Source organism: Streptomyces sp. NPDC047085 (genome assembly GCF_040643735.1).
Lineage (GTDB): Bacteria > Actinomycetota > Actinomycetes > Streptomycetales > Streptomycetaceae > Streptomyces.
Map to the genome: position 1 here is coordinate 949,553 of NZ_JBEYUW010000003.1, position 21,190 is coordinate 970,742.

19 protein-coding genes are annotated in these 21,190 nt (G+C 70.9%); 10 read left to right on the forward strand and 9 right to left on the reverse strand.

Going from position 1 to position 21,190, the window contains the following annotated elements:
- Positions 1-93: 93 nt before the first annotated feature.
- From pyk to pta, 3 genes are all read right to left on the reverse strand, one after another.
- On the reverse strand, positions 94-1,524 hold the full coding sequence (gene pyk, locus ABZ865_RS15385) for a pyruvate kinase (protein ID WP_361229538.1): 1,431 nt from the start codon (positions 1,522-1,524) through the stop codon (positions 94-96).
- Positions 1,525-1,663: 139 nt separating this feature from the next.
- Positions 1,664-2,869, reverse strand: a complete 1,206-nt coding sequence (locus ABZ865_RS15390; RefSeq protein WP_361229541.1) for an acetate kinase — start codon at positions 2,867-2,869, stop codon at positions 1,664-1,666.
- Positions 2,866-4,968 (reverse strand): phosphate acetyltransferase, encoded by a 2,103-nt coding sequence (gene pta, locus ABZ865_RS15395; protein ID WP_361229544.1) that lies wholly within the window; start codon positions 4,966-4,968, stop codon positions 2,866-2,868. Before pta ends, ABZ865_RS15390 begins: the two co-directional genes overlap by 4 nt.
- Before the next feature lie 230 nt (positions 4,969-5,198).
- Between pta and ABZ865_RS15400 the strand changes: the two genes are divergently transcribed.
- Positions 5,199-6,224 carry an ATP-dependent 6-phosphofructokinase gene (locus tag ABZ865_RS15400; RefSeq protein ID WP_361229547.1) on the forward strand — a complete coding sequence of 342 codons (1,026 nt, stop codon included), beginning with the start codon at positions 5,199-5,201 and terminating at the stop codon, positions 6,222-6,224.
- Here ABZ865_RS15400 and ABZ865_RS15405 read toward each other — a convergent pair.
- The 3 genes from ABZ865_RS15405 to ABZ865_RS15415 all read right to left on the reverse strand — a co-directional run bounded on the left by ABZ865_RS15405 (position 6,221) and on the right by ABZ865_RS15415 (position 9,379).
- Positions 6,221-6,910 (reverse strand): helix-turn-helix transcriptional regulator, encoded by a 690-nt coding sequence (locus tag ABZ865_RS15405; RefSeq protein WP_361229550.1) that lies wholly within the window; start codon positions 6,908-6,910, stop codon positions 6,221-6,223. The genes ABZ865_RS15400 and ABZ865_RS15405 overlap by 4 nt on opposite strands.
- 139 nt (positions 6,911-7,049) lie before the next feature.
- The gene (locus ABZ865_RS15410; RefSeq protein ID WP_361229553.1) at positions 7,050-7,745 is read right to left on the reverse strand and encodes a response regulator; all 696 of its coding nucleotides are present in this window, start codon (positions 7,743-7,745) and stop codon (positions 7,050-7,052) included.
- Positions 7,742-9,379, reverse strand: a complete 1,638-nt coding sequence (locus ABZ865_RS15415; protein WP_361229555.1) for a sensor histidine kinase — start codon at positions 9,377-9,379, stop codon at positions 7,742-7,744. Before ABZ865_RS15415 ends, ABZ865_RS15410 begins: the two co-directional genes overlap by 4 nt.
- Positions 9,380-9,553: 174 nt before the next feature.
- Between ABZ865_RS15415 and ABZ865_RS15420 the strand changes: the two genes are divergently transcribed.
- Complete coding sequence (locus ABZ865_RS15420; protein WP_361229558.1) at positions 9,554-10,915, forward strand: cation:dicarboxylase symporter family transporter; 1,362 nt, start codon at positions 9,554-9,556, stop codon at positions 10,913-10,915.
- Between the two features lie 131 nt (positions 10,916-11,046).
- Here the strand turns inward: ABZ865_RS15420 and ABZ865_RS15425 are convergent, their stop codons facing one another.
- Complete coding sequence (locus tag ABZ865_RS15425) at positions 11,047-11,673, reverse strand: TetR/AcrR family transcriptional regulator (protein ID WP_361229561.1); 627 nt, start codon at positions 11,671-11,673, stop codon at positions 11,047-11,049.
- A 128-nt stretch (positions 11,674-11,801) separates the two neighbouring features.
- On the opposite strand from ABZ865_RS15425, the gene ABZ865_RS15430 reads away from it, so the two are divergent.
- From ABZ865_RS15430 to ABZ865_RS15440, 3 genes are all read left to right on the forward strand, one after another.
- Positions 11,802-13,475, forward strand: coding sequence for an MFS transporter (locus ABZ865_RS15430; protein WP_361229564.1), 1,674 nt, complete (start codon positions 11,802-11,804; stop codon positions 13,473-13,475).
- A 124-nt stretch (positions 13,476-13,599) separates the two neighbouring features.
- Positions 13,600-14,364 carry a DUF2127 domain-containing protein gene (locus tag ABZ865_RS15435; RefSeq protein ID WP_361229567.1) on the forward strand — a complete coding sequence of 255 codons (765 nt, stop codon included), beginning with the start codon at positions 13,600-13,602 and terminating at the stop codon, positions 14,362-14,364.
- Positions 14,364-14,894 (forward strand): SMI1/KNR4 family protein, encoded by a 531-nt coding sequence (locus tag ABZ865_RS15440; protein WP_361229570.1) that lies wholly within the window; start codon positions 14,364-14,366, stop codon positions 14,892-14,894. Before ABZ865_RS15435 ends, ABZ865_RS15440 begins: the two co-directional genes overlap by 1 nt.
- A 40-nt stretch (positions 14,895-14,934) precedes the next feature.
- On the opposite strand, the gene ABZ865_RS15445 is transcribed toward ABZ865_RS15440, so the two are convergent.
- A complete protein-coding gene (locus ABZ865_RS15445; protein WP_361229572.1) occupies positions 14,935-15,828 on the reverse strand; it encodes an aldo/keto reductase in 894 nt (297 codons plus the stop codon).
- A 1-nt stretch (position 15,829) separates the two neighbouring features.
- A complete protein-coding gene (locus ABZ865_RS15450; RefSeq protein WP_361229575.1) occupies positions 15,830-16,741 on the reverse strand; it encodes an NAD-dependent epimerase/dehydratase family protein in 912 nt (303 codons plus the stop codon).
- Between the two features lie 45 nt (positions 16,742-16,786).
- On the opposite strand from ABZ865_RS15450, the gene ABZ865_RS15455 reads away from it, so the two are divergent.
- The 5 genes from ABZ865_RS15455 (at position 16,787) to ABZ865_RS15475 (ending at position 21,176) form a co-directional block, all read left to right on the forward strand.
- A complete protein-coding gene (locus ABZ865_RS15455) occupies positions 16,787-17,308 on the forward strand; it encodes an Lrp/AsnC family transcriptional regulator (RefSeq protein WP_361229578.1) in 522 nt (173 codons plus the stop codon).
- 72 nt (positions 17,309-17,380) lie between these two features.
- Positions 17,381-17,809, forward strand: coding sequence for a MerR family transcriptional regulator (locus ABZ865_RS15460; protein WP_361229581.1), 429 nt, complete (start codon positions 17,381-17,383; stop codon positions 17,807-17,809).
- Positions 17,806-18,138: a thioredoxin gene (gene trxA / locus ABZ865_RS15465; RefSeq protein WP_361229584.1), complete on the forward strand. Its 333-nt coding sequence runs from the start codon at positions 17,806-17,808 to the stop codon at positions 18,136-18,138. Before ABZ865_RS15460 ends, trxA begins: the two co-directional genes overlap by 4 nt.
- A 128-nt stretch (positions 18,139-18,266) precedes the next feature.
- Entirely contained in the window at positions 18,267-18,752 is a 486-nt protein-coding gene (locus tag ABZ865_RS15470; protein ID WP_361229587.1) for a hypothetical protein, read from the forward strand.
- A gap of 153 nt (positions 18,753-18,905) precedes the next feature.
- Positions 18,906-21,176 (forward strand): UvrD-helicase domain-containing protein, encoded by a 2,271-nt coding sequence (locus ABZ865_RS15475; protein WP_361229590.1) that lies wholly within the window; start codon positions 18,906-18,908, stop codon positions 21,174-21,176.
- Positions 21,177-21,190: the final 14 nt, after the last annotated feature.

Genomic DNA, 21,190 nt, shown 5'->3' on the forward strand with positions numbered 1-21,190 from the left:
ACAAGCCCGTCCGGGAGCCGCAACACCGTGGCCCGGCCCTCCGCGAGGAGGACCGGGCCACGGCCGCGTTCGCTGCGGGAGCGTCCCGGGGCGTCAGGCGAGGTCCGCGCCGCCCAGGTGGTGGACCCGGACCATGTTGGTGGTGCCGGGGACGCCGGGGGGCGAGCCCGCGGTGATGACCAGCGTGTCGCCCGGGTTGAAGCGGCCCAGGTTGGCCAGCTCCTGGTCGACCATGTCCACCATCTCGTCGGTGCTGTTGACGAAGGGGACGACGTGGGGCTCCACGCCCCAGCTGAGGGTCAGCTGGTTGCGGGTGCCCTCGTCGGTGGTGAAGGCGAGGATCGGCTGGGCCGCGCGGTAGCGGGACAGGCGGCGGGCGGTGTCGCCGGACTGGGTGAAGGCGATCAGTCCCTTGCCGCCGAGGAAGTCGGCGATCTCGCAGGCTGCGCGGGCCACCGAACCGCCCTGCGTGCGCGGCTTCTTGCCGGGCACGAGCGGCTGCAGACCCTTGGAGAGCAGCTCCTCCTCGGCCGCCTTGACGATCTTCGACATCGTCTTGACGGTCTCGACCGGGTAGGCGCCCACGCTCGACTCGGCCGACAGCATGACCGCGTCGGCGCCGTCCAGGATCGCGTTGGCCACGTCGGAGGCCTCGGCGCGGGTCGGGCGGGAGTTGGTGATCATCGACTCCATCATCTGGGTCGCCACGATCACCGGCTTGGCGTTGCGCCGGCACATCTCCACCAGGCGCTTCTGCACCATGGGGACCTTCTCCAGCGGGTACTCGACGGCCAGGTCACCACGGGCGACCATGACGGCGTCGAACGCCGCGACGACCTCCTCCATGTTCTCGACCGCCTGCGGCTTCTCGACCTTGGCGATCACCGGGACCCGGCGGCCCTCCTCGTCCATGACGCGGTGGACGTCCTGCACGTCCTTTGCGTCCCGGACGAAGGACAGCGCGACCATGTCGCAGCCCATGCGCAGCGCGAAGCGCAGGTCCTCGACGTCCTTCTCGCTCAGCGCGGGCACGTTCACGGCCGCGCCGGGCAGGTTGATGCCCTTGTGGTCGGAGACGACACCGCCCTCGATGACGATCGTCTTCACCCGGGAGCCCTCGACGTCCAGGACCTTCAGCTCGACATTGCCGTCGTTGATCAGGACCTGGTCGCCGCGCGAGACGTCGCCGGGCAGCCCCTTGTAGGTCGTACCGCACATGTGCCGGTCGCCCGGCACGTCCTCGGTCGTGATGACGAACTCGTCACCGCGCTCGAGCTCGACCGGACCCTCGGCGAAGGTCTCCAGGCGGATCTTCGGGCCCTGCAGGTCGGCGAGGACACCGATGGCCCGGCCGGTCTCCTTGGAGGCGGCCCGGACGCGGTCGTACCGCGCCTGGTGCTCGGCGTGGGTGCCATGGCTGAAGTTGAACCGGGCCACATTCATGCCCGCCTCGATCATGGCGACGAGCATCTCGTGGGAGTCGACCGCGGGGCCGAGAGTACAGACGATTTTCGAACGGCGCATGGGGCGATCCTATCGGTTTGTTTCGCTACGGAATATTCCGTCTGGCGGAAGATACAAATGGGCGGACCTGCGCTCAGGCGTGTTACTGCCGTGTATTCCTCAGTCGCTGTTCAGCTGCGATGCGGGAAGCCGCAAATTGTTACTGCCCGACCAGGGCATACGTCTGTGTGGCGATCTCCAGTTCCTCGTCGGTCGGCACCACCGCGACCGCCACCCGCGCGGCCTCGGGCGAGATCAGCCGCGGCTCACCGCCGCGCACGGCATTCAGCGCGTCGTCGACCTCCGGGCCGAGGGCCTCCAGGCCCGCGATCGCGGCCTCGCGCACCGGCGCCGCGTTCTCGCCGACGCCCGCCGTGAACGCGACGGCGTCCACCCGGCCGAGCACCGCGAAATAGGCGCCGATGTACTTCTTTATCCGGTGAATGTAAATGTCGAAGGCGAGCCGGGCCTCTTCGTCGCCCTCGTCGATCCGGCGCCGGATCTCGCGCATGTCATTGTCCCCGCACAGACCGAACAGGCCGCTCCTCTTGTTGAGAAGAGTGTCGATCTCGTCCATGGACATTCCGCCAACACGCGCCAAATGGAAGATGACGGCGGGATCCAGGTCGCCGGACCGCGTTCCCATCACGAGCCCCTCCAGCGGGGTCAGCCCCATGGAGGTGTCCACGCACCGGCCCTTCTCCACCGCAGAGACGGAGGCGCCGTTGCCGAGGTGCAGCACGATCACGTTCACCTCGGACGGGTCCTTGCCCAGCAGCCGCGCGGTCTCCCGGGAGACGTACGCGTGCGAGGTGCCGTGGAAGCCGTAGCGGCGGATGCGGTGCCGGTCCGCGATCTTCGGGTCGATCGCGTAGCGCGCCGCGGATTCAGGCATCGTCGTGTGGAACGCCGTGTCGAACACCGCGACCTGCGGCAGGTCGGGGCGCAGCGCCTGCGCGGTGCGGATGCCGGTCAGGTTGGCCGGGTTGTGCAGGGGCGCGACCGGGATCAGCCGCTCGATCTCGGCGAGCACCGCGTCGTCGATCACGGTGGGCTCGGTGAAGAACATGCCGCCGTGCACCACCCGGTGCCCGATCGCGGCCAGCTCCGGCGAGTCCAGGCCCAGGCCGTCGCGGGTCAGCTCCTCGCCGACGGCCTTGAGGGCCGCGTCGTGGTCGGCGATCGGGCCGCTGTGCTCGCGGGTGTCGCCGGTGACCAGGCACGTGTGCGCGAGCCGCGAGGTCTGCTCGCCGATGCGCTCGACCAGACCCACCGCCAGCCGGCTGCTGTCCCGCATGTCCAGCAGCTGGTACTTCACCGACGAGGAGCCGGAGTTGAGGACGAGGACACGGGTGGGGGAGGTCACTGCTCGGACGCCTTCTCGTTCGGGTGCTGGGCGGGGATCTGGGCCTGGATCGCCGTGATGGCGACGGTGTTGACGATGTCCTGGACGAGCGCGCCCCGGGACAGGTCGTTGACGGGCTTGCGCAGACCCTGCAGCACCGGGCCGACGGCGATCGCGCCGGCCGAGCGCTGCACGGCCTTGTAGGTGTTGTTACCTGTATTGAGGTCGGGGAAGATCAGAACCGTTGCCTGCCCGGCGACATCGGAGTCCGGCAACTTGGTCGCGGCGACGGACGGCTCCACGGCCGCGTCGTACTGGATCGGACCCTCGATCTTCAGGTCCGGCCGGCGCGAGCGCGCCAGCTCGGTCGCCTCGCGCACCTTGTCGACGTCCGCGCCCGAGCCCGATGTGCCCGTGGAGTACGACAGCATCGCGATCCGCGGGTCCACACCGAACTGCGCCGCCGTGCCCGCCGATTGCACGGCGATGTCCGCCAGTTGCTGGGCGTTCGGGTCCGGGTTGACCGCGCAGTCGCCGTAGACCAGCACCTTGTCGGCCAGGCACATGAAGAAGACGGACGACACGATCGAGGAGTCCGGCCGGGTCTTGATGATCTCGAAGGCGGGCCGGATGGTCGCGGCCGTGGAGTGCACCGAGCCGGACACCATGCCGTCGGCCAGGCCCTCCTGGACCATCAGGGTGCCGAAGTAGTTCACGTCGGAGACGACGTCGTAGGCCAGCTCCACCGTGACGCCCCGGTGGGCGCGCAGCTGGGCGTACTTCTCGGCGAAGGAGTCCCGCAGCTCCGAGGTGGCCGGGTCGATCAGCTGGGTGTCGCCGAGGTCGATGCCCAGGTCGGCGGCCTTCTTGCGGATCAGGTCGACCGGGCCGAGCAGGGTCAGGTCGCACACGTCCCGGCGCAGCAGCACCTCGGCCGCGTGCAGCACCCGCTCCTCGGCGCCCTCCGGCAGCACCACCCGGCGCCGGTCCGCGCGGGCCCGCTCCAGCAGCTTGTGCTCGAACATCATCGGGGTGACCCGGTCGCCGCTCGGCGCCGAGACCCGGCGGGCCAGGTCCGCGGTGTCCGCGTACCGCTCGAACAGACCGAGCGCGGTCTCCGCCTTGCGCGGGGTGGCCGCCGTCATCTTCCCCTCCAGGGAGAAGAGCTGCTCGGCGGTGGGGAAGCTGTTGCCGGACACCGAGAGCACCGGGGTGCCCGGGGCGAGGCGGGCGGCCAGGGTGAGGATCTCCTCGCTCGGCACCTCGTTCAGGGTCAGCAGCACGCCGGCTATCGGCGGGGTGCCGGCGCTGTGCGCGGCCAGCGAGCCGACGACCAGGTCGGCGCGGTCGCCCGGGGTCACGACCAGACAGCCCGGGGTCAGGGCGCCGAGGAAGTTCGGCAGCATCGCGCCGCCGAAGACGAAGCCCAGCGCGTCCCGGGCGAGCCCCGACTCGTCGCCGAGCAGCACCCGGGCGTCGAGGGTCTGGCCGATCTGCGCGACCGTCGGCGCGGACAGCGCGGGCTCGTCGGGCAGCACATAGGTGGGCACCGGCAGGCGGCCGGCCAGCCGCTCGGCCACCTCGTCGCGGTCCTCGCGGGCGACCCGGTTGGCGACCATGGCCAGCACGTCGCAGCCGAGCCCGTCGTAGGCGCGGTAGGCATTGCGGGTCTCGGCCAGCACGGACTCGGCGGTCTGCCCGCGGCCGCCCACCACCGGGATCACGGACGCGCCGAACTCGTTGGCGAGGCGCGCGTTCAGGGCCAGCTCGTCCGGCAGTTGGGTGTCGGCGAAGTCGGTGCCGAGCACCAGGACGACGTCGTAGTCCCGGGCCACCAGGTGGAACCGGTCGACCAGCGTGGCGACCAGCTCGTCCGTGCCCTGCTCGGCCTGGAGCGCGGACGCCTCGTGGTAGTCCATGCCGTAGACCGTGGCGGGTTCCTGGGAGAGGCGGTAGCGCGACCGCAGCAGCTCGAACATCCGATCGGGCCGGTCGTGCACGAGCGGACGGAACACACCGACCCGGTCGACCTGCCGGGTCAGGAGCTCCATGATCCCCAGCTCCACGACCTGGCGGCCGTCGCCGCGGTCGATCCCGGTCACGTACACGCTGCGCGTCACGCGTGCTCTCCGATCCTTCTCGCCGGTCCGTCGCTGTCACAGAAATCGGTCACAAAAATCGCCCACCGAGGTGAGCAGAACCCTCTTGACAATACCCCTGACGACAGATAGGGCGCCCGTCAAGCCGTCGGGTCCCTTTTGTTCTCGGACGACGGTCGTCGGGGCTCCGGGGAGCGTGAAAGAATCGAACCGGCTCACCGGTACCAACAGCGAGCAGGAGACACAGCACGATGCGCATCGGAGTTCTCACCGCAGGCGGCGACTGCCCCGGCCTGAACGCCGTGATCCGTTCGGTCGTGCACCGCGCGGTGGCGCAGTACGGCGACGAGGTCATCGGCTTCGAGGACGGCTACCGGGGTCTGCTCGACCGTCACTACCGCACGCTCGACCTGGACGCGGTCAGCGGCATCCTGGCCCGCGGCGGCACCATCCTGGGCTCCTCCCGGCTGGAGCGCGACCGGCTGCGCGAGGCCTGCGAGCGGGCCACCGACATGGTCGAGGAGTTCGGCATCGACGCGCTGATCCCGATCGGCGGCGAGGGCACGCTCACCGCAGCCCGCATGCTCTCCGACGCGGGCCTGCCGGTCGTCGGCGTCCCGAAGACCATCGACAACGACATCTCCGGCACCGACCGCACCTTCGGCTTCGACACCGCCGTCGGCGTGGCCACCGAGGCCATGGACCGCCTCAAGACCACCGCCGAGTCCCACCAGCGCGTGATGGTCGTCGAGGTCATGGGCCGGCACGCCGGCTGGATCGCGCTCGAGTCCGGCATGGCCGCCGGCGCCCACGGCATCTGCCTGCCCGAGCGCCCCTTCGACCCCGCCGACCTGGTCAAGATGGTCGAGGAGCGGTTCTCCCGCGGCAAGAAGTTCGCCGTCATCTGCGTCGCCGAGGGCGCCCACCCCGCCGAGGGCACCATGAACTACGGCAAGGGCGAGATCGACCAGTACGGCCACGAGCGCTTCCAGGGCATCGGCACCGCGCTGGCGTACGAGCTGGAGCGCCGCCTCGGCACGGAGGCCAAGCCGGTCATCCTCGGCCACGTCCAGCGCGGCGGCGTCCCGACCGCGTACGACCGTGTCCTCGCCACCCGCTTCGGCTGGCACGCCGTCGAGGCCGCGCACCGCGGCGACTTCGGCAACATGACCGCGCTGCGCGGCACCGACATCGAGATGGTGCCGCTCGCGGACGCGGTCACCGAGCTGAAGACGGTGCCGAAGGACCGGATGGACGAGGCGGAGTCGGTCTTCTAAGAGGTCCTGTCCTGCACGGCCCTCCAGAAGTTCTCCACGATCCGGTCGAGGAACTCCCGCCCCGACTCACTGGCGCCTCTGCTGCCGCCACCCCAGCTGAGGGTGGCGGCCATGTGCCCCTGATAGTCCTGGGCCAGCTCCTGCAGCACCTCCTCCAGGACACCCCTGTCCAGGGGGGCCACCCTCATCACCGGCCGCACGTAGGCCTGCCAGCGGGTCGTCACCGCGCTGTGCAACAGCTCCGCGAGCTTCGCCTCACGGCCCGTGACGGCCACGAAGTCGGGCAGGGCGAGATCCAGCACCTGCGCAAGCGCGGCCGACTGGCGTTCGTTGCCCTTCCACTGCCCGCTCTCCTCCATCCGCAGGTAGCCGGGCAGGTCCACTCCGACGGCGCGGGCCACGTCCTCGGGCGCGACCCCGCGGGCGATCCGGTGCTCGCGCAGGGTCCCTGGCCGGCCGAGGAGTTCCCCCGGAGAGCACCACAACACGCCCGCGAGGGCGGTGAGTTCGGGGCTGCTCGGGGCGGCGGCACCCCGCTCCCAGGCGATCACCAGATCGGGCGTGACATAGGGCAGACCGTACGAGGCCCGCATGCCGTAGGCGACATGCTCGGGGCCCATGCCGAGGGCGGCGCGCAGTCTGCGGGCGGCCGGGGCGTTGAACAGGGGAGCTGAGGGTTGGCGCACCTCGCACAAGGTAGGGGCGCCAGGTCGTGCTGACTACGGTCCGTTTGAACGAGATCACGCATCGTAGATTCGTACGTCTTGATCCCCTTCCCCGTTGTGGCACCCGGTGTCACCCCCTGTAACCTGGGGTTACCCCGCGTCACCCCGGCTCCTTGAGCCACCGGTACCGCAGCTCCGGCCGCCCCACCGTCCCATATTGCGGACTCCGGGCCGCCCGGCCCGCCTCCACCAGGTGCTCCAGATACCGGCGTGCCGTGATCCGCGAGATGCCGACCGCCTCCGCGACACCCGCCGCGGTGAGTCCCTCGGGTGCCTCCCTGAGCGCTCCCGTGACCCGCTCCAGGGTCGGTCCGGTCAGTCCCTTCGGGAGGGCCGCGGGCGAGGGTGCCCGCAGCACGGCCAGAGCGCGGTCCACCTCGTCCTGGCCGCCGGCTTCCCCTGCCGCCGCGCGGAACTCGGCGTAGCGGACCAGCCGTTCCCGCAGGGTGGCGAAGGTGAAGGGCTTCAGGACGTACTGGACGACGCCGAGGGAGACGCCCTCGCGGACCACGGCCAGGTCGCGGGCCGAGGTGACCGCTATGACGTCGGCGTGGTGTCCGGCGGCGCGGAGCGAGCGGGCGAACTGGAGGCCGTGGACGTCGGGGAGGTGCAGGTCCAGCAGGAGGAGGTCGACGGGCGTGCGGTCCAGGACGCGGCGGGCCTCCGCGCCGGTGTGCGCCTTGCCGACCGCGACGAACCCCGGGACCCGGCCGACGTACATCACGTGCGCGTCGGCGGCCACCGGGTCGTCCTCCACCACGAGGACCCGGATGGGCTGCGCGGCCTGACCCGTCATGCGCCGCCTCCCGGGACCGGCGCGGGCCCGGCCGTCGTACGCAAGGGCAACCGCACCTCGAACACCGCGCCACCCTCCTCGGCCTCCGCCACCGTCAGCGTCCCGCCGAGCCGGGTGACCGCCTGCCGGACCAGGGCGAGACCCAGGCCCCGCCCGCCCGGTCCGGCCGGCTTCGTCGAGAACCCCCGCTGGAATACCAGGTCGGCGTGGGCCGGGTCGACACCGGGGCCCGTGTCCGAGACGCGGAGCACCAGTTCGGCGTCCGAGGCGTACGCCGTCACGGTCACCCGCGCCCGGGCGCTGCCCTGGGCGGCGTCCACCGCGTTGTCGATCAGGTTGCCGAGGATGGTCACCAGGTCGCGCGCCGCGAGACCGGATGGGAGGACGCCGTCGTCCAGGCTGCTGTCCGGCGACAGCACCAGTTCGACGCCCCGCTCGTTGGCCTGTGCCGTCTTGCCCAGCAGCAGCGCGGCCAGCACCGGCTCGCCCACCGCCGCCACGACCTGGTCGGTGAGCGCCTGCGCCAGCTCCAGTTCCGCCGTCGCGAACTCCACCGCCTCGTCGGCCCGGCCCAGCTCGATCAGCGAGACGACCGTGTGGAGGCGGTTCGCCGCCTCGTGCGCCTGGGAGCGCAGGGCCTGGGTGAATCCGCGCTCGGAGTCCAACTCGCCCATCAACGACTGGAGTTCGGTCACGTCCCGGAGGGTGACCACGGTGCCCCGGCGCTCTCCTCCCGACACCGGGGAGGTGTTGACCACCAGCACCCGTGACGCCGTCAGATGCACCTCGTCCACGCGCGGCTCCGACGACAGCAGCGCCCCGGTCAGCGGGGCCGGCAGGCCCAGGTCCGCGACCGAGCGGCCGATCACGTCCTCCTCCTCGCCCACGCCCAGCAGTTCCCGCCCGCCGTCGTTGATCAGTGCCACCCTGTACTGCCCGTCCAGCATCAGCAGCCCCTCGCGCACCGCGTGCAGCGCCGCCTGGTGGTAGTCGTGCATCCGGCTCAGCTCGGTCGCGTTCATGCCGTGGGTGTGCCGGCGCAGCCGGGCGTTGATCACGTACGTGCCGACCGCGCCCAGCAGCAGCGTGCCGCCGGCCACCCCGAGCAGGGCCGTGACCTGGTCCTGGGCCCGGGCGCTGATCGCCTCCACCTTGATGCCGGCGCTGACCAGGGCGACGATCCGGCCGTTCTCCTCCACCGGGGTCACCGCGCGCACGGACGGGCCGAGCGTGCCCGTGTAGGTCTCGGTGAAGGTGTGCCCGTGCTGGGCGGGGCCGATCCGGCCGAGGAAGCGTTTGCCGATCTCCTTGCGGTCCGGGTGGGTCCAGCGGATGCCCTCGGGACTCATGATCGTGACGAAGTCGACGTCCGCGTCCCGCATGACCTGGAGCGCGTACGGCTCCAGGTCGGCCGTGGGGTCGGAGGTGTGGAGCGCCGAGCGGACCGAGGGGGCGTCCGCGATCGATCGGGCCACCGCCGTGACCTGACGGACCGCCGCGTCCTGCGCCTGCCGCTGGTCGCTGAGGTAGGTGAACAGCGCGTACCCGGCCACGACCACCGCTATCAGCACGGCCTGCATGGCGAACAGCTGGCCGGCCAGGCTGCGGGGCCGGGCGAGGGAGGGGAGGCGCATGCCAGCAGTGTGCCTCCCGGTCCGGGCATGAACTAAATGAACGTCCGCGCGTGAACTAAATGAACGGAAGGGTGACCGCCCTCACAGGCCGGGAGATAGTCACGGCATCCCCCACAACCCCCGGACGTGAGCCGCACGCCGGTGTTGCCGACGAAGACGTCAAGGAGGGCAGCCGTGGCCGCCAGTTCCCCCGATACGGCACCTGCCGCACCCGCCGTGAAGCGGGACCGTACCCACTACCTGTACATAGCCGTCATCGTGGCGGTCGCGCTCGGTATCGCGGTGGGCCTGATCTGGCCCGACGCCGGGGTCGAGCTGAAGCCGCTGGGCACCGGCTTCGTGAACCTGATCAAGATGATGATCTCGCCGATCATCTTCTGCACGATCGTGCTCGGGATCGGCTCCGTACGGAAGGCCGCGAAGGTCGGCGCGGTCGGCGGCATCGCGCTCGGCTACTTCCTCGTGATGTCGCTCATCGCGCTCGCCATCGGCCTCGTCGTCGGTAACGTGCTGCACCCGGGCGACGGACTGCACATCACCAGCGCCCTCAAGGCGACCGGGCACGACCAGGTGTCCCCGGACGCGCTGCCGCCGGTCGACTTCGTCCTGTCGATCATCCCGACGTCCTTCGTGTCCGCGTTCACCGAGGGCCAGGTGCTCCAGACCCTGCTGATCGCCCTGCTCACCGGGTTCGCGCTGCAGGCCATGGGGTCGGCCGGGCAGCCGGTGCTGCGCGGCGTCGAGCACATCCAGCGGCTCGTCTTCCGCATCCTGTCGATGGTCATGTGGGCCGCGCCGATCGGTGCGTTCGGCGCCATCGCGGCGGTCGTCGGCTCCTCCGGCCTGGACGCGCTCAAGAGCCTGGCCGTGCTGATGCTCGGTTTCTACGTCACCTGCGTGCTGTTCGTCTTCGTCGTGCTGGGCGCGCTGCTGCGGATCGTGGCCGGGCTGAACGTCTTCTCCCTGTTCAAGTACCTCGCCCGCGAGTTCCTGCTGATCCTGTCGACGTCGTCCTCCGAGTCGGCGCTGCCGCGGCTCATCGCGAAGATGGAGCACCTGGGTGTCAGCCGGGCCGTCGTCGGTATCACCGTGCCGACCGGGTACTCCTTCAACCTCGACGGCACGATGATCTACATGACCATGGCGTCGCTGTACATCGCCGACGCCCTGGGCACGCCGATGTCCGTGGGCGAGCAGATTCCGCTGCTGCTGTTCCTGCTGCTCGCGTCCAAGGGCGCGGCCGGTGTCAGCGGCGCGGGTCTGGCGACGCTGGCCGGCGGCCTCCAGTCGCACAAGCCGGCGCTGGTCGACGGGGTCGGGCTGATCGTCGGCATCGACCGGTTCATGAGTGAGGCGCGGGCCCTGACGAACTTCGCGGGGAACTCCGTCGCCACCGTGCTGATCGGTACGTGGACGAAGGAGATCGACCGGGAGCGGGTGAAGAAGGTGCTGGCAGGAGAATTGCCGTTCGACGAGACGACCTTGCTGGACGAGTCGGAGACCGCTGCGGCGCCGAAGGAGCTCGCGGCCGCGTAGTCCCTCCCCCCCGCATTCCACTCCGTACGTCCGGACCCGCCTGAACCGGGGCCGGGCGTACGGAGTTCTTTTGTTTCTCCCGCTTCTACGACGGTTTCTACTGTTTCTACGACGTCTGCCCGCTTGTGGTCCTACGACGTCTGCCCGCTCACCCTCGCCACCAGCTCCCTCGCCTCCGCCGCGGGCATGCCCGCCGCCGCCAGGACGGTGACCGTGGCCGAGCGGCCGGCCTCCTCCGCCGTGACCAGTCCGTCGTTCACCGCCTCCATCACGCCGAACAGCATCTGCTCGTGGGCGTAGGCGAGGGCGGGCGCGGGGAGGGGCGAGGTGAAGACGCCCTCGTCCAGGCCGCGCTGGAGCAGCTGGACCTTGGTCTCGCGGAGCGGGGCGAGGCGTTCGCGGATGCCCTGCACGGTGACCGTGCGCTGGGCCAGGGCGACCAGCAGGCGGTAGCCGTCGGCGATCTCCCAGATCGCGAGGACCGACCGGGCGAGCGCCTCCGCCGGGTCCGTCACCCCCGCGCGGGCGCTCGTGTCCGCCTCCGTCAGGGCCCCGACCGCCTCGTCCATGAGGGTGCTGATCAGTGCCTCCCGGCTCGGGAAGTGCCCGTACACCGTGCGCCGTACGACGCCCGCGGCCCGCGCGATCTGGTCCATGGAGGCGTCGGGGTCGCGCAGCAGCTCGGCGAGGGCGACGTCGAGGATGCGGCGCCGGTTGGTGTCGGCGCGGCTGGTGTGAGCCGTGGTCATGGCAGTCATTCTGCACGTCCTCCCTGGCGCCTTCTCGACTTGCACAGCACTGTGCAACGGGCGTACATTGCACAGTGTTGTGCAATTGCACGTCAATGTGCAATCCCTGTCGCTACCTGAGGAAGGCGACCCCTGCCATGCGACTCGTCATGACCGAACCGGTCGAAGGGATGGAGCGCCCCTACGCCAGGCGTTGGTGGGCGCTGCTGGTGCTCTGCCTGAGCCTGTTGATCATCGTGATGGCCAACACCGCCCTCACGGTCGCCGCGCCCGACATGACCCGGGATCTCGGGCTGTCCAGCGCCGACCTGCAGTGGGTGATCGACGGCTACACGGTTCCGTACGCGGCGCTGATGCTGCTGCTCGGCGCGATCGGCGACAAGTACAGCCGGCGCGGGGCACTCGTGCTCGGGCTCGTCGTCTTCGGCGGCGGTGCCGTCTTCGGGTACCTCGCCGACAGCTCCACGACGGTCATCGCCGCCCGAGCCGTGATGGGCGTCGGCGCGGCGCTCATCATGCCCGCCACCCTCTCCCTGCTCGCTGCGACCTTCCCGCGGGCCGAGCGCGCCAAGGCCATCACCCTGTGGACCGCCACCGCCGGCCTCGCCATCGCCGCCGGACCGGTCGTCGCCGGCGCCCTGCTGCGCGACCACGGCTGGTCCTCGACCTTCCTGATCAACGTGCCCATCGCCGCCGTGGCGATCGTCGCCGCCTTCGTGCTCGTACCGCCGTCCAAGGCCGGGCACCACGACCGCATCGACTACGTCGGCGGACTGCTGTCGGTGATCTGGACCGGCGCGCTGGTCTACATGATCATCGAGGGCCCGCACTTCGGCTGGGGCGTCAAGGCCGTCACCGCCGCGGTGGTCGCGGGCGTGGGGCTGGTCGCCTTCGTCCTCTGGGAGCTGCGCCACCCTCGCCCCATCCTGGACGTGCGCCGCTTCGCGAACCGGCGCTTCGCCGGCTCCAACCTCGCCGTGGCCCTCTTCTTCCTCGCCGTCTTCGGCGCCTTCTACTACCTCACCCAGCACCTCCAGTTCGTCCTCGGCTACGACGCCCTGGAGACCGGCGTCCGCATGCTGCCGCTGGCCGGCGCGGTCTTCGTCGGCTCCGCCCTCACCGGCTGGCTCACCCCGCGCGTCGGCATGAAGTGGACGGTCAGCGCGGGCATGGTCGGCGGTACGACCGCGCTGGCGCTGCTGACCCGGGTCGACGCGACGTCGACGTACGCCGACTTCCTGTCGCCCCTGATCATCCTCGGCCTGGCCATCGGCCTCGCCCTCTCGCCCTGCACCGACGCGATCATGGGCGCCTTCCCGGAGTCCGAGCTGGGCGTCGGCGGCGCGGTCAACGACACCTCGCTGGAGCTGGGCGGCTCGCTCGGCATCGCGATCCTCGGCTCCCTGCTCGCCACGTCGTACGGCAACCACCTGAGCGACGCCACCAAGGGCAGCGGGCTCCCGGCGGGTGCCCTGGACACCGCGCAGGACTCGGTCGGCGCCGGGTACGCGGTCGCGCAGGGCATCGGCGACAAGGCGCACCAGCTTGCCGCGCGGGCCGCCCACACGAGCGACCCCCAGCAGGCCGCCCAGCTCAAGCAGCAGGCCGACCAACTCGCCTCCGGCGCCCGGCAGATGGCGGACGCCGTCGGCTCCTCCTTCTCCGACGCCGTCGCCCACACCAGCCTGATCGGCGCGGCCGTCCTGGCCCTCGGCACGCTCCTGGTGGCGGTTCTGCTGCCGCGCCGTGAAAAGGCCGCACCGGACGTGAAGACCGAGGAGAAGGAACTGGTCGACAGCACAGCCGACTGACCACTCATCGCTCCGATCCGTTAACGTGCCGCTCCGGCTCATCCGGAACGGCACGTTCGTTCATGGCGTCCGTACGTGTGAGTCAGTACCTGTGAGTCCGTATGTGCAATGGAGGCATCGGGGGATGAAGATCGACTGGGACCGGCGGACCTGTGCGCGCAAGGGCCATGTGACCTACGCGCCCGACGACCCCCGGCTGCGGATCCGGCTGCACGCCGATACCGCGCTGGGCGAGGTCTGGCGCTGCCTGCGCTGCGGCGACTTCGTGCTCGGTGAGCCGCACGGCTCGGGACCGGCCGCCGACGCCCCGCTGGTGCCGCGCGGAAAGGTGCTCCGGGACCTCTTCATCCTGCGCTTCCTGGCGATCGAGCGGGCCGTGCGGGGCGTGTTCATCGTGCTGGTCGCGGTGGCCGTCTGGAAGTTCAGCAACAGCCAGGACGCGGTGCGCCGGCTCTTCAACGAGTACCTGGACGTCCTCCGCCCGGTCTTCAAGCACTTCCACTACGACCTCGACCACTCACCGGTCGTCGGCTCCATCCAGAAGGCGTTCGGCTACAAGCACCCCACCCTGCTGATCCTGGCCGGTCTGCTGCTGGCCTACGCGCTGATCGAACTGATCGAGGCGGTCGGCCTCTGGTACGCCAAGCGCTGGGCCGAGTACCTGACCGTGGTCGCCACCGCCGCCTTCCTCCCCCTGGAGATCTACGAACTCACCGAGCACATCAGCTGGCTGAAGATCGCCACCCTGGTCCTCAACATCCTCGCCGTCCTCTACATCGCCCTCACCAAACGCCTGTTCGGCCTGCGCGGCGGACGCCGTAAGTTCGACGAGGAACGCCACAGCGCCTCCCTGATGGAGGTGGAGGAGTCGGCGGGGGTGGCCGTGTGATGCCCGACGAGACCGAGGGCGGCCGCCGCCTCCCGCCGGCTCTGGCCGAGGTGGCCCGCGTGGAGTTCGACTATGACCACGGGAACGGCGTCGACTTCGAGCCGTACGACGCCTTCGACTCCGCAGAGGACACCACCGACTGGCTCCGGTCCTGGACCGGCAACCCCGACGTCGACGGCAGCACCCACCGCGTCTTCGGCAAACACGGCACCGGCGGTCTCGCTGCCGTGTGGTGTGCCCGGCCGGGGCGGCCCCTGCACGAGCAGCCGGTGGTGTTCCTGGGCTCCGAGGGGGAGGCCGGAGTGGTCGCCGGGGACCTCTCCGACTTCCTGTGGGTTCTGGCCGACGGTTACGGACCACGGGAGGCCCTCTGGCACGAGGAGGAGTGGAAAGCCCGCCCGAACGCCGCGCTGGCGGACATCGCCGCCCGGCACGCCACCACCCCGCGCCGCCCGGCCCGGGAGATCGTCGCCACGGCCGAGGCGGAGTTCCCGACCTTCGCCGAAGACCTCGACGAACTCTGTCGCTGAGGCCATCGGGTCCTCAAGGACGCCGGAGGGGGCCTCGGTGTCAGGCCGACGCGGCCTCCGTCAGCCGCGGCAGCTCCTCCTCCGTCAGTACCAGGTCCGCCGCCCCGGCTGAGTCCTGGATCGTCTGTGGGCGGCTCGCGCCCGGGATCGGGAGCACGGTCGGGGAGAGGGTCAGCAGCCAGGCGAGGCACACCTGTTGGGGACTGACCCCGCGCTCCCGTGCCACCTCGTGGAACGCGGCGAACCGAACGCCGCCGGAGTCCAGCCCCGACGGCCCGTCCAGTGAGCTGCGCGAGATTCCGCCCAGCGGGCTCCAGGGCAGGAACGCCAGGCCCAGTTCCGCGCACAGCCGCAGCTCGGGATCGCTGTCGCGGACCTCGGGGGAGTAGCGGTTCTGGACCGACACCAGCCGGTCGCCGAGGATCGCGCGGGCGTGGTGGATCTGGTCCGTGGTCACGTTGGAGAGGCCCGCCAGGCGGATCTTGCCTTCGTCCAGCAGGTCGCGCAGGGCGCCGAGCGACTCCTCGAAGGGGACGGACGGGTCGGGCTTGTGGAGTTGGTAGAGGCCGATCGCCTCGATGCCGAGCCGCTTCAGGGAGGCCTCGGCGGCGGCCTTCAGGTGGCGGGGGTCGCCGTTCACCGTCCAGGTGCCGTCGGCCGGGCGGCCCCGGCCGCCCTTGGTGGCCACCAGCACGTCCGAGGTGTCGCCGCCGTAGGAGGCGAGGGCGCGGGCGAGGAGGAGTTCGTTATGGCCGGGGTCCTGGCCGGGCAGATGGTAGGAGTCGGCCGTGTCCAGCAGGGTCACGCCCGCGTCCAGGGCGGCGTGCACCGTGGCCAGGGCGCGCGCCTCGTCGGGACGGCCCTCGATGGACAGCGGCATGGCGCCGAGCCCGACCGCGCTCACCCGGAGGTCGCCAAGGGTGCGGTACCGCACTTCAGCCGTCCTTTCCGAGCGTCTCGGCGACGGCCATCGGCAGCCACTGCCGTACCTCGCCGAAGGCGAAACCGAGCCGCGTGGCCCGGGAGTTGTCCATGCCGTAGCGGCGGCGGAAGGCGAAGGGGGAGACCTCGGCGGAGTCGGTCTCGTCGAACACCGTCTTGCCGCCGGGAAGTTGAGACGCCACGGCCGTGCACAGGTCGTCCAGTGTCAGCAGGCCGCTGGACGCGGCGTTCACCGGGCCCGTGAAGTCCTCGCCCGCTGCCCAGAACAGGAAGTCGGCGATCTCCTCGACGTGGATGTACGTCGCCGGGTGTGTCACCGGTGGTACGGCGATGGGGGCGCCGGTGCGGATGCGGTCGGCGTAGTGCTGGAGGCGGCCGGTGAAGTCGTCGTCGCCGCCGAGGACGTGGGCCACCCGGACGGAGACGAAGGGGAACGCGGAGTCCGCCGTGAACACCGCCTCCGCCTGCCGCTTGCCCTCGCCGTAGTGGGAGTCCAGGAACTCCGGGTCGTCCCAGGGCAGTTCCCGGTCCACGGCGACCGAGGCCGGGTTTACCGCGCTCTCCGGTACGAGCAGTTCGGAGTCCTCGTGCTCGTACACCTCCACCGTCGAGGTCATCACATAGCGGCCGGTGCGCCCCGCGAAGACCCGGCGCGCGGTCTCTGCCTGGCGCGGGGTGTAGCAGACCTGGTCGAGGACGACGTCGAACTCACGGGTGCCGAGGGCCTCGCGCAGGGCCTCTTCGTCCTCGCGGTCGGCCACCAGATGCGCCACACCCGGCGGCGCGGGAGACGAGCCCCGGTTCAGGACCGTGACCCGATCGCCGGCCGCCACCAACCGGGCGATCAGCCGCTTGCCGAAATAGCGGTTGCCGCCGATGACCAGTACCTCTCGTGCCTTTCGCATGACCATAATTCTCCGGGCGGCACAGCCGTCGCCGAAGGGGGAGACATGGGAGATACGGCCGCCACACCGAAAGAACAGCGGCATTTGCGGGCCGTCGCCGACGAAACGTCAGTGGCCTTCGACGCGGTGGACCGGCAGATCCTCGACCTGCTCCAGACGGACGGGCGGATCAAGCTCAGCGAGCTGGGCCGGCGGGTCAGCCTGAGTCCGGCGGCCGTCGCGGAGCGGGTGCGCCGGCTGGAGGCCGCCGGTGTGGTCGAGGGATACGGCGCCCAGGTCGCGCCCGCCCGTCTCGGCTACGGCATCCAGGCGTTCATCAGGGTGAACCCGCACGGCGGCTACACCCTCAAGCATCCGAGGACCCTGGAGCTGATCGACCGCCCGGAGATCACCGAGGTGCACCATGTCGTCGGCGAGGACTGCTGGATCCTCAAGGTCGCCGTCACCGACACCGTGCACCTGGAGGACATCCTGGAGCAGACCTCGGCGCTGGGCCGTACGACGACCTCGATCGTGCTGTCCTCTCCTGTGCGCCGGAAGCCCCTGCTGCCTCCAGCCGTGCCCTGAACCGCCTCCCGGCATGCCTCGCCGGCCGACCGGCTTGCCTTGACGCCGACGTCAACGCCTACGGTCGTATCCATGCGAATCGGCGAGCTGGCCGCACGGGCCGGGACCACCACCCGCACCCTGCGCTACTACGAGGCGCGGGGGCTGCTGCCCGCACGGCGCGACGACAAGGGACACCGCACGTACGACGAGCGTGACGTCAGGCTGCTCCAGCAGATCCGGACGCTGCAGGACTTCGGGTTCGACCTGGAGGAGACGCGGCCGTTCGTGGAGTGCCTGCGGGCCGGGCACCCGGAGGGCGACTCCTGCCCGGCCTCGCTCGTCGTCTACCGGCGCAAGCTGGAGGAGCTGGACGAGCTCATCGGGCAGCTCCAGGCGGTGCGCCGGACGGTCGCGGGGCAGCTGGAGCGGGCGGAGCGGGCCCGGGACGAGCTGGCCGCCGAGGCGCAGGTTCCGGGGGGTCCGGAACCCGGATGCGAGCTGGGAGGGCTGACGCGATGAGTCTGGTGAGCGGACTGACCGAGGTGACGGACGCGGACTTCGAGGCGGAGGTGCTCGGCGCGGACCTTCCGGTCCTGGTGCAGTTCACCGCCGACTGGTGCGGGCCGTGCCGGCAGCTGGCGCCGGTGCTGAAGGACATCGCCTTCGAGGAGGGCGACCGGCTGAAGATCGTCCAGCTGGACGTGGACCGCAATCCGCAGACGACGGTGTCCTACGGTGTGCTGTCCACGCCGACCCTCATGGTCTTCCGGGACGGTGAGCCGGTGCGGTCGATGGTGGGTGCGCGCCCCAAGCGTCGGCTGCTGGAGGAGCTGTCCGACGTGCTGTAGCGGGCCGGCCCGCGCCGAGGGGGAGGCCGCCGGGTAAAGACGGCGTACTTTCAGCCGTGAGCCCTTGGACAAGGGGTGAGGTTGCTGTGAGCATCTCTTGAACCTCTCCCGTCGATCAAGGAATCCGCTTGCCATCCCTCAGAACCCTGAGACCAACGGCGAGGCGAACCGCGGTCCTGGCCGCCGTGGCGCTCACGCTGACCGTCACGCTCGCCGTCGGATGGGGTGCCCCGCGCGACCAGTGGGACTACCGCCGGGCGAGCCGGGCCGGCCTGCCCGCGGTGACGTACACGGGCGACCGGAGCGCCCCCGGCACGCTGAAGCTCTATCTCGAGCTCTATGTGCAGCGCCTGCGGGACGGCGACGCGGACCGGCTGACGGACCTCTCCTGGCACCGCCGCTGGTTCGCCCGCCGCACCGAGGCGGCCGCCGCCCGCCGTGTCATCGGCGTCTACGGCAAGGGGGCGGCGGGACCGGTCTCCATCGACCTCACCCCCGAGGATCCGTACGACGTCCGGGGCGGCACCATCCGCTTCCGCCGCACCGGACAGCAGGAGAACTTCACCGTCTTCAGGCGAAACGGCCTGTGGCTGTTCGTCGTCGGCTCGTCCTGACCCGCGGTCTGCGCGCGTCTGCGCGCGGTCCGAGCGTCGCCCGGTACGAAAAAATCCCCTGAGCAATTGCGCTCGGGGGATTTCTCTGCGTATATTCGGTGGTTCGCGACTTCAATTCGGCGAGGTCGCTGGGAAGTTCACTGAGCACAGTATATGCGGGCGGGAGCAGAATTGTCAAACACCGAATTTCCAGACGATGAATTGCGCCGCGAGCAGGAATTCATCGACGGACTGTACGCGCGCGTCGACGTGCTGCGCGGCGAGGCCGAGACCTCGGTCGCGGACGCGCTCGCCCAGGGTGACAAGCCCATGCAGGCCCGGCTGGAGCGGGACATCCTGGTCGCCGAGCGCTCGGGGCTGCTCGCCGCGCTGAACGCCGTCGACGGCTCGCTCTGCTTCGGCAGGATCGACCTGTCCGACGGTGCCTCCCATCACATCGGCCGGATCGGGCTGCGCGAGGACGACGCCGAGCGCACCCCCGTCCTCATCGACTGGCGGGCCGACGTCGCCCGCCCGTTCTACCTGGCCACCGGCCACACCTCGATGGGCCTGCGCCGCCGTCGGCACATCACCACCGAGGGCCGGGCCGTCACCTCCCTGCACGACGAGATCCTCGACCTCGGCGACGCCACCCGCACCGGTCACGAGGACCACAACGGGGACGCCGTGCTGCTGGCCGCGCTGAACTCCGCGCGCACCGGCCGCATGAGCGACATCGTGCAGACCATCCAGGCCGAGCAGGACGAGATCATCCGGGCGCCGCACCGCGGGGTGCTGGTGGTCGAGGGCGGGCCCGGCACCGGCAAGACGGCGGTCGCGCTGCACCGGGCGGCCTACCTCCTCTACGAGCACCGGGAGCTGCTCGCCCGCCGGGCCGTGCTCATCGTCGGCCCCAACCCGGCCTTCCTCGGCTACATCGGCGAGGTGCTGCCCTCGCTCGGCGAGACCGGGGTGCTGCTCGCCACGGTCGGCGAGCTGTTCCCCGGCGTGCGGGCGACGGCGACCGACAGCCGGGAGGCGGCCGCGGTGAAGGGCCGCGCCGACATGGCGGACGTGCTCGCCGAGGTCGTACGCGACTGGCAGTCGCTGCCCGACCCGGTGATCGCGATCGAGCACGACCGCGAGATCCTGATGCTCGACGACGACCTCGTGAAGGTGGCCCGCGAGCGCACCCGCGCCGCCAAGCTGCCGCACAACGTGGCCCGCGAGCACTTCGAGGGCCACATCCTCAACACGCTCACCGAGCTGTACGCCGAGCGCGTGGGCACCGACCCGTACGACGGCGGCAGCCTGCTGGACGCCTCCGACATCACCCAGATCCGCGACGAGATCGCCGAGAACCCCGAGGTCTGGGCCGCCATCGACCAGCTGTGGCCGCGCCTGACGCCGCAGCGCCTGGTCGCGGACTTCCTCGCGGACCCCGTCGGCTATCTCCCCGACGAGGACGCGGCCGCCGTCCGCCGCCCGGTGACCCGGGAGTGGACCGTGGCGGACGTGCCGCTGCTGGACGAGGCGGCCGAACTGCTCGGCGTGGACGAGCGGGTGGCGCGGGCGCGCGCGGAACGGGAACGGGAGACACAGGTCGCCTACGCCCAGGGCGTCCTCGACGTCTCCTACGCCTCCCGCACCTACGAGTTCGAGGACAAGGAGGACGAGGATTCCGAGGTTCTGTCCGCGCACGACATCATCGACGCCGAACGGTTCGCCGAGCGGCAGGAGGAGGCCGACCACCGCAGCGCCGCCGAGCGGGCCGCGGCCGACCGGACCTGGGCGTTCGGCCACATCATCGTGGACGAGGCGCAGGAACTGTCGCCGATGGCGTGGCGGCTGCTGATGCGGCGCAGCCCGACCCGCTCGATGACCCTGGTCGGCGATCCGGCCCAGACGGCGGAGGCGGCGGGCGTCGGCTCGTGGTCGAAGATCCTCCAGCCGTACGTCGAGGACCGCTGGGAGCACACGCGCCTCGGCGTCAACTACCGCACGCCGGCCGAGATCATGGACCTCGCGGCAGCCGTCGTCCGCGCCGAGAACCCCGGCTTCGAACCCCCGAGCTCGGTGCGTTCGACCGGCGTACGACCCTGGGTGCGCGCCACCGACGACCTGCCCGGCGCCGTCGCCGACGCGGTCGAGGAGCTGAGGCCCGCCGAGGGCCGGCTCGCGGTCATCGCCCCACGCCATCTGCACCGCAAGCTGGCCGCCCGGCTGGACGGGGTCACGGCGGGCGCGGCACCGGACCTCACCCGGACCGTCGTCCTCCTCGACCCCCGCCAGTCCAAGGGCCTGGAGTTCGACTCCGTCCTGGTCGTCGAACCGGCCCGCTACGGCACGAGCGACCTGTACGTGGCCCTGACCCGGGCCACGCAACGGCTCGGCATCCTGCACACGGGCTCGCTGCCGCCGGGGCTGGCCGAGGCGGCCGAGTAGCGAGCGCCCCAGGG